We start from the raw sequence: 9,540 nt of genomic DNA, 5'->3' as shown, positions 1-9,540 counted from the left end.
TTTTTCTGGGGGGGTTTGGGCCTGCTCCTGGGGGGTGGGTTGATCTCCTTTTTCGGTTGCGGGCCACGGGGGGCGCTGCCCCCCGGGCGGGGGGGCCGCTCCCCTCCCCTCGGGGCGGGCACGCGCCCCACCGCCGTTTTCCACAGGCCCCGCCGCGGGCTCTGGTCCTCGGGCCCGGCCGCGGACCATACTGACGGCGCACATGTTCGAGGAGGGGGAGCTCAGGGTGAGTGAGAGCAGCACGAGGTCCGCGACGGCCCTCGCCGAGGACCCGGCCGGCCCGCCGATGGTCCGCGTCCAGGACCTGCGCCGCTCGTACGGCACGGGCGAAGCCGCCGTCCACGCCCTGCGCGGGGTCTCCTTCGACATCCCGCGCGGCGAGCTCGTCGCCCTCAAGGGCCGCTCGGGCTCCGGCAAGACGACACTGCTCAACCTCGTGGGCGGTCTCGACAGCGCGGACGGGGGCTCGATCGTCATCGACGGCGTCGACCTCTCCACCCTCGGCGAGAGCGGGCTCCTGGAGCTGCGCCGCGACCGGATCGGCTTCATCTTCCAGTCCTTCGGGCTGCTCCCGATCCTCTCCGCCGCCGAGAACGTGGGCGTGCCCATGCGGCTGCGCAAGGCGGACCCGAAGGAGCGCGAGGAGCGGGTGGCCCTCCTCCTCGGCCTGGTGGGCCTCGCCGACCACGCGGCCCAGCGGCCCGGTGAGCTCTCCGGCGGCCAGCAGCAGCGGGTCGCCATCGCCCGTGCCCTCGCCAACAAGCCGGCGCTGCTGATAGCCGACGAGCCCACCGGCCAGCTGGACGCGGAGACCGGGCTCGCCGTCATGCAGCTGCTGCGCGCGGTGGTGCGCAGCGAGGGCTGCACCGCCCTGGTGGCCACCCACGACCCCCAGCTCCTGGGCCTGGCGGACCGGGTCCTGGAACTGAGCGACGGCGAGATCATCGAGCACTGAGGGCGGCGTGATCCACGGGCCCGGCCGCGGCGAGGCCGGTACGGACGCGGCGCACGCGACATCAGAATCACGTCAAGACCGCGGGGGCCCTCTCACCGGGTACGGAATGTCCCATTGGCTGGACGTATGGTCGTCCCATGGGACGCGGCAAGCTTCGGATCTACCTCGGCGCTGCGCCGGGCGTCGGCAAGACCTACGCGATGCTCTCCGAGGGGCACCGCCGGGTGGAGCGCGGCACGGACTGCGTCGTGGCGTTCGTGGAGCACCACGGGCGGCCGCGTACGGAGGTCATGCTGCACGGCCTCGAGCAGGTGCCGCGCCGGGACCTGGAGTACCGGGGGGCGGCCTTCACCGAGATGGACGTCGACGCCGTCCTCGCCCGCCGCCCCGCCGTCGCCCTCGTCGACGAGCTCGCCCACACGAACGTCCCCGGCTCCCGCAACACCAAGCGGTGGCAGGACGTCGCCGAGCTCCTCGCGGCCGGCATCGACGTCGTATCGACCGTCAACATCCAGCACCTGGAGTCGCTGGGCGACGTGGTCGAGGCGATCACGGGCGTACGGCAGCGGGAGACCGTCCCCGACGAGGTCGTCCGCCGGGCGGACCAGATAGAACTGGTCGACATGTCCCCGGAGGCCCTGCGGCGCCGGATGGCCCACGGGAACGTCTACACCTCGGACAAGGTCGACGCCGCCCTCTCCAACTACTTCCGCCCCGGCAACCTCACGGCCCTGCGCGAGCTGGCCCTGCTCTGGACCGCCGACCGGGTCGACGAGTACCTCCAGCGGTACCGGGGCGAGCACAACATCCGCTCCACCTGGCAGGCCCGCGAGCGCATCGTCGTCGGCCTGACCGGCGGCCCCGAGGGCCGCACCCTCATACGCCGTGCCACCCGGCTCGCCGAGAAGGGCGCGGGAGGCGAGGTCCTCGCGGTCTACATAGCCCGCAGCGACGGGCTCACCGCGGCCTCTCCGAAGGAACTGGCCGTCCAGCGCACCCTCGTCGAGGACCTCGGCGGAACGTTCCACCACGTCATCGGCGACGACATCCCCTCCGCGCTCCTGGAGTTCGCCCGCGGGGTCAACGCCACCCAGATCGTCCTCGGCTCCAGCCGCCGCCGCACCTGGCAGTACGTGCTCGGTCCCGGCGTCGGCCAGACCGTGGCCCGTGACTCGGGGACCGACCTCGACGTCCACATCGTCACCCACGGCGAGGTCGCCAAGGGGCGCGGACTGCCCGTCTCCCGGGGCGCCCGCCTCGGGCGCTCCCGGATCATCGGCGGCTGGGCGGTCGGCGTCGCGGGGCCCGCCGCCCTCGCCCTGCTCCTCACCCATGTCGAGGCCGACCTCGGTCTCGCCAACGACATGCTGCTCTTCCTCGCCCTGACCGTCGCCGCGGCCCTGCTCGGCGGGTTCCTGCCGGCGCTCGCCTCGGCCGCCGCGGGCTCCCTCCTCCTCAACTGGTTCTTCACCCCGCCCGTCCACCGGATCACCATCGCCGACCCCAAGAACATCGTCGCCATCGCCGTCTTCCTGGGCGTCGCCATGGCGGTCGCCTCGGTGGTGGACCTGGCCGCCCGGCGTACCCACCAGGCCGCCCGGCTCCGCGCCGAGTCCGAGGTGCTCTCCTACCTCGCCGGCAGCGTGCTGCGCGGCGAGACCAGCCTGGACGCCCTGCTCGAACGGGTCCGCGAGACCTTCTCCATGGAGTCCGTGACCCTCCTGGAGCGGGTGGACGAGCTCGAGCCCTGGACCCCCGCGGCGAGCGTCGGCCCGCACCCGGCGGCCCGGCCCGAGGAGGCGGACGTGGACATGCCGGTCGGCGACCACCTCGCCCTCGCCCTGTCCGGCCGGGTGCTGCCCGCCGAGGACCGGAGGGTCCTCGGCGCCTTCGCCGCCCAGGCCGCGGTCGTCCTCGACCGGCAGCGGCTCGTGGGCGAGGCGGAGGAGGCCCGGAAGCTGGCCGAGGGCAACAAGATCCGCACCTCCCTGCTCGCCGCCGTCAGCCACGACCTGCGGACACCGCTCGCGAGCATCAAGGCCTCCGTCTCCTCGCTGCGCTCCGACGACGTCGAATGGTCCGAACAGGACCGCGCGGAGCTCCTGGAAGGCATCGAGGCCGGCGCCGACCGCCTCGACCACCTCGTCGGCAACCTCCTCGACATGTCCCGGCTCCAGACCGGCACCGTCACCCCCCTGATCCGTGTCGTCGACCTCGACGAGGTCGTCCCCATGGCGCTCGGCGGAGTGCCCGACGGCAGCGCCGAACTGGACATCCCCGAGACGCTGCCCATGGTCGAGGTCGACAAGGGCCTCCTGGAGCGGGCCGTCGCCAACATCGTGGAGAACGCCGTCAAGTACAGCCCCGGGGGCGTGCCCGTGGCCGTCGCCGCGAGCGCCCTGGGAGGCCGCGTCGAACTCCGGGTCGTCGACCGCGGCCCCGGCGTGCCCGACGAGGCCAAGGACGGCATCTTCGAGCCCTTCCAGCGGTTCGGCGACGCGCCGCGCGGCTCCGGGGTCGGCCTCGGCCTCGCGGTGGCCCGCGGCTTCGTCGAGGCCATGGGCGGCACGCTCGCCGCCGAGGACACCCCCGGCGGCGGGCTGACCATGGTGCTCACCCTGCGGGCCGCGCCGGGCGGCCCTCCGGCGCCGGCCGCCGACCTCCCGGCCCACGCCGTGACCTGACCACCGCGCCCGTACCCGTACGACCGTCCCCTCGCCGCTACCCGTACAACCGTTCCCTCGCCCGCATCCGTACGCCCGCCCCCCTGCAGCAGCACCCTCCAGAAGAAGGAAGGCCCCCTCCATGACCCGGGTCCTCGTGGTCGACGACGAGCCGCAGATCGTCCGCGCCCTGGTGATCAACCTCAAGGCGCGGAAGTACGAGGTCGACGCCGCGGCCGACGGCGCCACCGCCCTCCGGCTCGCCGCCGAACGCCACCCCGACGTCGTCGTCCTCGACCTCGGCCTGCCCGACATGGACGGCGTCGAGGTCATCAAGGGCCTGCGCGGCTGGACGCGCGTCCCGATCCTGGTGCTCTCGGCCCGGCAGACCTCCGACGAGAAGGTCGAGGCGCTCGACGCGGGCGCCGACGACTACGTCACCAAGCCCTTCGGCATGGACGAGCTGCTCGCCCGGCTGCGCGCGGCCGTGCGCCGCGCCGAGCCGGTCGGCGGCGCCGAGGACGACGTCGTGGTCGTCGAGACCGAGGGCTTCACCGTCGACCTGGCGGCGAAGAAGGTCCACCGCGACGGCCGGGACGTCCGGCTCACCCCCACCGAATGGCACCTCCTCGAAGTCCTGGTGCGCAACAGCGGCCGCCTGGTCAGCCAGAAGCAGCTGCTCCAGGAGGTCTGGGGACCCTCGTACGGCACGGAGACCAACTACCTGCGGGTGTACATGGCGCAGCTGCGGCGCAAGCTGGAGAGCGACCCCTCCCACCCGCGCCACTTCGTCACCGAACCGGGCATGGGTTACCGCTTCGAACGTTGAACGGACGGGTGCCTCGGGGCCGGTCCCGGTGACAGCGGTGGCCGGTACGCTTTCTGTATGAGTGCTGCACCGCGTACAGAGAAGCCGGCCGGTAGGTTCCGCCGGATGCTCGACCGGCTCTCCTCCTCCCCGGAGGACCTGGAGTCGGAGGAGCTCCAGGAGGACGCCGAGGCCTCGGGGTGCACGCGTATCTGCGACTGCTCCGACCGCCAGATAGTCAAGGTGACTGGTACCTTGCGCACGGTCACGCTGCGCCCCCGGGCCGGAGTGCCCGCGCTGGAGGCCGAACTCTTCGACGGCACGGCACCGCTCGACGTCGTGTGGCTCGGCAGGCGTTCCATCGTGGGCATCGAGCCCGGCCGCAAGCTGATCGCCTCCGGCCGGATCTCCATGAGCCACGGCCGGCGGGTCCTCTTCAACCCCAAATACGAGCTCCGACCGCTCGGACAGGAGTAGCCGGTGACGTCCCTCGACAAGCCGACCACCACGGACCAGGACGCCCAGGCCGCCAAGGAGGTCACCGAGGCCGCGCTGTTCGAGGCCTTCGGCGGCCTGCGGGGCATGATCGAGACGGTCCTGCCCGGCCTGCTGTTCGTCACGATCTTCACGATCAACAAGGACCTGCACATCTCGGCGATCGCCGCGCTCGCGGTCTCGCTGGTCCTGGTCGCCGTCCGGCTGATCCGACGGGACACCGTTAAGCACGCGTTCAGCGGCGTCTTCGGTGTCGCCTTCGGCGTGGTCTTCGCGATGATGACGGGCAACGCCAAGGACTTCTACCTGCCGGGCATGCTGTACACCCTGGGCCTCGCCCTCGCGTACATCATCACCACGATCGCCGGGGTCCCGCTGATCGGCCTGATCCTGGGCCCGGTCTTCAAGGAGAACCTCTCCTGGCGCACCCGTAACCCGGGCCGGAAGAAGGCCTACGCGAAGGCCAGCTGGGCCTGGGGCCTGATCCTGCTCGGCAAGTGCGCGATCCTCTTCCCGATGTACTGGTGGGCCGACACGACCAAGTTCGGCTGGGTCCTCGTCGCGCTGAAGATCCCGCCGTTCCTGCTCGCGGTCTACCTCACCTGGATGTTCCTCGCGAAGGCTCCGCCGCCGATCGACGTCTTCGCCGAGATGGAGGCCGAGGAGCGGGCCGAGAAGGAGCGGGCCGAGAAGGAGCGCGAGGCGGCCGCCGCCGCGCGGCAGAGCCACCCCGGGGCGTGAACCGAGTCCGATAGTCCGACAGACGGTCCGATCCGCGTACGCGGAAGGGCCCGGACCTGTTCATCAGGTCCGGGCCCTTCCGTACGACCGTACGTACGGAGCGGCGAGGTCAGGACGCGGAGTCGGCCTCGCGGCGGACCTGAAGGAGGTCCTCCAACTGCTCCTCGCGGGCCTGCGCCGCCACGAACAGCAGCTCGTCGCCCGCCTCCAGGGTCTCCTCGGGGCTCGGCGTGAGCACCCGCGAACCGCGGATGATCGTCACAAGCGAGGTGTCCTGCGGCCAGGCCACGTCCCCGACCGTGGTGCCGGCGACCGCCGACTCCGGCGGGAGCGTCAGCTCGACCAGGTTCGCGTCGCCATGACTGAAGCGGAGCAGCCGGACCAGATCGCCGACGCTCACCGCCTCCTCCACGAGGGCCGACATCAGGCGCGGCGTCGAGACGGCGACGTCCACCCCCCACGCCTCGGTGAACAGCCACTCGTTCTTCGGGTTGTTCACCCGGGCCACGACCCGCGGCACGCCGTACTCGGTCTTGGCGAGCAGCGAGACGACGAGGTTCACCTTGTCGTCACCGGTCGCCGCGATCACCACGTTGCAGCGCTGGAGCGCCGCCTCGTCGAGCGAGGTGATCTCACAGGCGTCGGCGAGCAGCCACTCCGCCTGCGGCACCCGCTCCACCGAGATGGCGGTCGGCGCCTTGTCGATGAGCAGGACCTCGTGCCCGTTCTCCAGGAGCTCGCCCGCGATGGAACGGCCCACCGCACCCGCGCCCGCAATAGCGACACGCATCAGTGACCGCCCTCCTCGGGACCCTCGGCGAAGGCCTCCTCGACCTTCGCGATCTCGTCCGTACGCATCATCACGTGCACCAGATCACCTTCCTGGAGCACCGTCTGCGACGTGGGGATGATCGACTCGCCGAGCCGGGTCAGGAACGCGACGCGCACCCCCGTCTCGTCCTGGAGCCGGCTGATCTTGTGCCCGATCCAGGCCGACGAGGTGTGCACCTCGGCGAGCTGCACCCCACCGCTCGGGTCCGTCCACAGGGGCTCCGCCCCCGAAGGGAGCAGTCGCCGCAGCATCTGGTCGGCGGTCCAGCGGACCGTCGCGACCGTCGGGATGCCGAGGCGCTGGTAGACCTCGGCGCGGCGCGGGTCGTAGATCCGCGCCGCCACGTTCTCGATGCCGAACATCTCGCGCGCGACCCGCGCCGCGATGATGTTCGAGTTGTCGCCGCTGCTCACCGCGGCGAAGGCACCGGCGTCCTCGATCCCGGCCTCGCGCAGCGTGTCCTGGTCGAAGCCCACGCCCGTGACGCGCCGACCGCCGAAACCCGACCCCAGACGACGGAACGCCGTCGGGTCCTGGTCCACGACCGCGACGGTGTGCCCCTGCTGTTCGAGGGTCTGCGCGAGAGCGGCTCCCACTCGCCCGCAGCCCATGATGACGATGTGCACGTCCCCTTACCCCGCACTCCTGATCGCCCTACTGACCTGCGAAAACACCCTGCTCACAACTTTCCTCGCCCGATGCGCCCGGGCCGCGGCGGGCGACACCCTGCCGGTTCGCCCGGTCCGAGCTTATGCGGCAACGCAGGCCGGGACCGCATCAGAGGTGGTAGACGGAAAGATTCCGTATGGATAGGGGGTCGCGGTGAGCTTGGCTCTTTTCGAACGCTTACGATCCTCTGCGTGTCCAAACTGACCGACGTGCCCAAACGGATCCTGATCGGGCGGGCCCTGCGCAGCGACAAGCTCGGAGAGACCCTCCTCTCGAAGCGGATCGCCCTCCCCGTCTTCGCCTCCGACCCGCTGTCCTCGGTGGCGTACGCACCCGGCGAGGTGCTGCTCGTCCTCTCCGTCGCCGGCCTGTCGGCCTACCACTTCAGCCCCTGGATCGCGCTCGCGGTCGTCGTGTTGATGTTCACGGTGGTCGCCTCCTACCGGCAGAACGTCCACGCGTACCCGAGCGGCGGCGGCGACTACGAGGTCGCCAACGTCAACCTCGGGCCGAAGGCCGGACTCACCGTCGCGAGCGCCCTGCTCGTCGACTACGTCCTGACCGTCGCCGTGTCGATCTCCTCGGGCATCGAGAACCTCGGCTCCGCGATCCCCTTCGTCGTCGAGCACAAGGTCGCCTGCGCGGTCGGCGTCATCGTGCTGCTGACCGTGATGAACCTGCGCGGGGTGAAGGAGTCGGGCTCCCTCTTCGCGATCCCGACGTACGTCTTCGTCTTCGGCGTCTTCACCATGATCGCCTGGGGCGCGTACAAGGGCATCGTCCTCGACGAGACCATGAAGGCCCCCACCGCCGACTTCGAGATCAAGCCCGAGCACCAGGGCCTGGCCGGCTTCGCGCTCGTCTTCCTGCTGCTGCGCGCCTTCTCCTCCGGCTGTGCCGCCCTCACCGGCGTCGAGGCCATCTCCAACGGCGTCCCCGCCTTCCGCAAGCCGAAGTCGAAGAACGCCGCCACCACGCTCGCCCTCATGGGCGGCCTCGCCGTCACCATGTTCTGCGGCATCATCTTCCTGGCCATGGCCACCGACGTCCGGATGGCCGAGAAGCCCGCCCACGACCTGCTCCTCAACGGCGTCCCCGTCGGCGAGGAGTACGTCCAGGACCCGGTCATCTCCCAGGTCGCGGCCGCCGTCTTCGGCGACGGAACGTTCTTCTTCGTCGTCCTCGCCGCCGCCACCGCGCTCGTCCTCTTCCTGGCCGCCAACACCGCGTACAACGGCTTCCCGCTCCTCGGCTCGATCCTCGCCCAGGACCGGTACCTGCCGCGCCAGCTGCACACCCGCGGCGACCGCCTCACCTTCTCCAACGGCATCGTGCTCCTCGCCGGCGCCGCCGCCCTCCTCGTGTGGGTCTACGGAGCCGACTCGACCAAGCTGATCCAGCTGTACATCGTCGGCGTCTTCGTCTCCTTCACCCTCAGCCAGACCGGCATGGTCCGGCACTGGAACCGGCACCTGAAGACGGAGCGCGACCCGGCCAAGCGCCGCCACATGATCCGCTCCCGCGCGATCAACGCCTTCGGCGCCTTCTTCACCGGCCTCGTCCTCGTCGTCGTCCTCGCCACCAAGTTCACCCACGGCGCCTGGGTCGCCCTGCTCGGCATGGTGATCTTCTACGGGACGATGAGCGCGATCCGCAGGCACTACGACTCCGTCGCCGCCGAGATCGCCGCCGCCGAGGAACGGCCCGACGAGTACGTACGCCCCTCCCGGGTCCGCTCCGTCGTCCTGGTCTCCCGGCTCCACAAGCCGACGCTGCGTGCCCTCGCGTACGCCAAACTGCTGCACGCCAGCGAGCTGGAGGCGCTCACCGTCAGCGTCGACCCGGCCGAGACCAAGGCGCTCAAGGAGGAGTGGGAGCGGCGCGGCATCAACGTACCGCTCAAGATCCTCGACTCGCCCTACCGCGAGATCACCCGGCCGGTCGTCGAGTACGTGAAGAACATCCGCCGCGAGAGCCCGCGCGACGCCGTCTCCGTCTACATCCCCGAGTACGTCGTCGGCCACTGGTACGAGCACCTGCTGCACAACCAGAGCGCCCTGCGGCTCAAGGGCAGGCTGCTCTTCACCCCGGGCGTCATGGTGACCTCCGTCCCCTACCAGCTCCGGTCCTCCGAGGTCGCCAAGAAGCGGGCCCGGAAGGGACAGGAGTGGACCGCGCCGGGCTCCGTCCGCCGCGGCCCGGTGGAGAAGGGCCAGAAGGAGACCGTGACCAAGGGCTGAGGGCGCGTTCCGCCCTCACCGGCACGTAGACTGGTGGGGGGGGGGGCGGCGGGCCCGCCCCCCCCCCAAAAAAATGCTGGTACCCCCCCAACAACAACACGACCCCGCCGAATAAATGGGGCAGGGGGGGGGGTTGG

Annotated in this window: 8 protein-coding genes; 6 read left to right on the top strand and 2 right to left on the bottom strand. The window is 71.1% G+C overall.

The window, feature by feature from the left end:
• The first annotated feature begins 286 nt into the window (after positions 1–286).
• From ACFWUY_RS39650 to ACFWUY_RS39630, 5 genes are all read left to right on the top strand, one after another.
• Positions 287–955, top strand: coding sequence for an ABC transporter ATP-binding protein (locus ACFWUY_RS39650; RefSeq protein ID WP_384121535.1), 669 nt, complete (start codon positions 287–289; stop codon positions 953–955).
• Between the two features lie 137 nt (positions 956–1,092).
• Positions 1,093–3,639 carry a DUF4118 domain-containing protein gene (locus tag ACFWUY_RS39645; protein ID WP_384121533.1) on the top strand — a complete coding sequence of 849 codons (2,547 nt, stop codon included), beginning with the start codon at positions 1,093–1,095 and terminating at the stop codon, positions 3,637–3,639.
• Between the two features lie 121 nt (positions 3,640–3,760).
• The gene (locus tag ACFWUY_RS39640) at positions 3,761–4,447 is read left to right on the top strand and encodes a response regulator (protein ID WP_384121531.1); all 687 of its coding nucleotides are present in this window, start codon (positions 3,761–3,763) and stop codon (positions 4,445–4,447) included.
• 57 nt (positions 4,448–4,504) lie between these two features.
• Entirely contained in the window at positions 4,505–4,903 is a 399-nt protein-coding gene (locus ACFWUY_RS39635; protein ID WP_073906407.1) for an OB-fold nucleic acid binding domain-containing protein, read from the top strand.
• 3 nt (positions 4,904–4,906) lie between these two features.
• Entirely contained in the window at positions 4,907–5,662 is a 756-nt protein-coding gene (locus ACFWUY_RS39630; RefSeq protein ID WP_384121528.1) for a DUF3159 domain-containing protein, read from the top strand.
• A 109-nt stretch (positions 5,663–5,771) separates the two neighbouring features.
• On the opposite strand, the gene ACFWUY_RS39625 is transcribed toward ACFWUY_RS39630, so the two are convergent.
• Together ACFWUY_RS39625 and ACFWUY_RS39620 are read right to left on the bottom strand one after the other, a co-directional pair.
• Positions 5,772–6,452: a potassium channel family protein gene (locus ACFWUY_RS39625; RefSeq protein WP_384121526.1), complete on the bottom strand. Its 681-nt coding sequence runs from the start codon at positions 6,450–6,452 to the stop codon at positions 5,772–5,774.
• Entirely contained in the window at positions 6,452–7,120 is a 669-nt protein-coding gene (locus ACFWUY_RS39620; RefSeq protein WP_384121524.1) for a potassium channel family protein, read from the bottom strand. The genes ACFWUY_RS39625 and ACFWUY_RS39620 overlap by 1 nt, the downstream gene beginning before the upstream one ends.
• Positions 7,121–7,354: 234 nt before the next feature.
• On the opposite strand from ACFWUY_RS39620, the gene ACFWUY_RS39615 reads away from it, so the two are divergent.
• A complete protein-coding gene (locus tag ACFWUY_RS39615) occupies positions 7,355–9,403 on the top strand; it encodes an APC family permease (protein ID WP_384121522.1) in 2,049 nt (682 codons plus the stop codon).
• Positions 9,404–9,540 lie beyond the last annotated feature (137 nt).

Origin of the sequence: Streptomyces sp. NPDC058664 (assembly GCF_042716635.1) — a bacterium.
Classification (GTDB): Bacteria; Actinomycetota; Actinomycetes; order Streptomycetales; family Streptomycetaceae; genus Streptomyces.
This window is presented reverse-complemented; position numbering and strand designations above follow the sequence as displayed.

What these genes read in the sequence shown, in the direction of transcription:
- ACFWUY_RS39650 (WP_384121535.1), top strand. Translation starts at nt 287, where the DNA reads ATGGTCCGCGTCCAGGACCTGCGCCGCTCGTACGGCACGGGCGAAGCC.
- ACFWUY_RS39645 (WP_384121533.1), top strand. Translation starts at nt 1,093, where the DNA reads ATGGGACGCGGCAAGCTTCGGATCTACCTCGGCGCTGCGCCGGGCGTC.
- ACFWUY_RS39640 (WP_384121531.1), top strand. Translation starts at nt 3,761, where the DNA reads ATGACCCGGGTCCTCGTGGTCGACGACGAGCCGCAGATCGTCCGCGCC.
- ACFWUY_RS39635 (WP_073906407.1), top strand. Translation starts at nt 4,505, where the DNA reads ATGAGTGCTGCACCGCGTACAGAGAAGCCGGCCGGTAGGTTCCGCCGG.
- ACFWUY_RS39625 (WP_384121526.1), bottom strand. Translation starts at nt 6,452, where the DNA reads ATGCGTGTCGCTATTGCGGGCGCGGGTGCGGTGGGCCGTTCCATCGCG.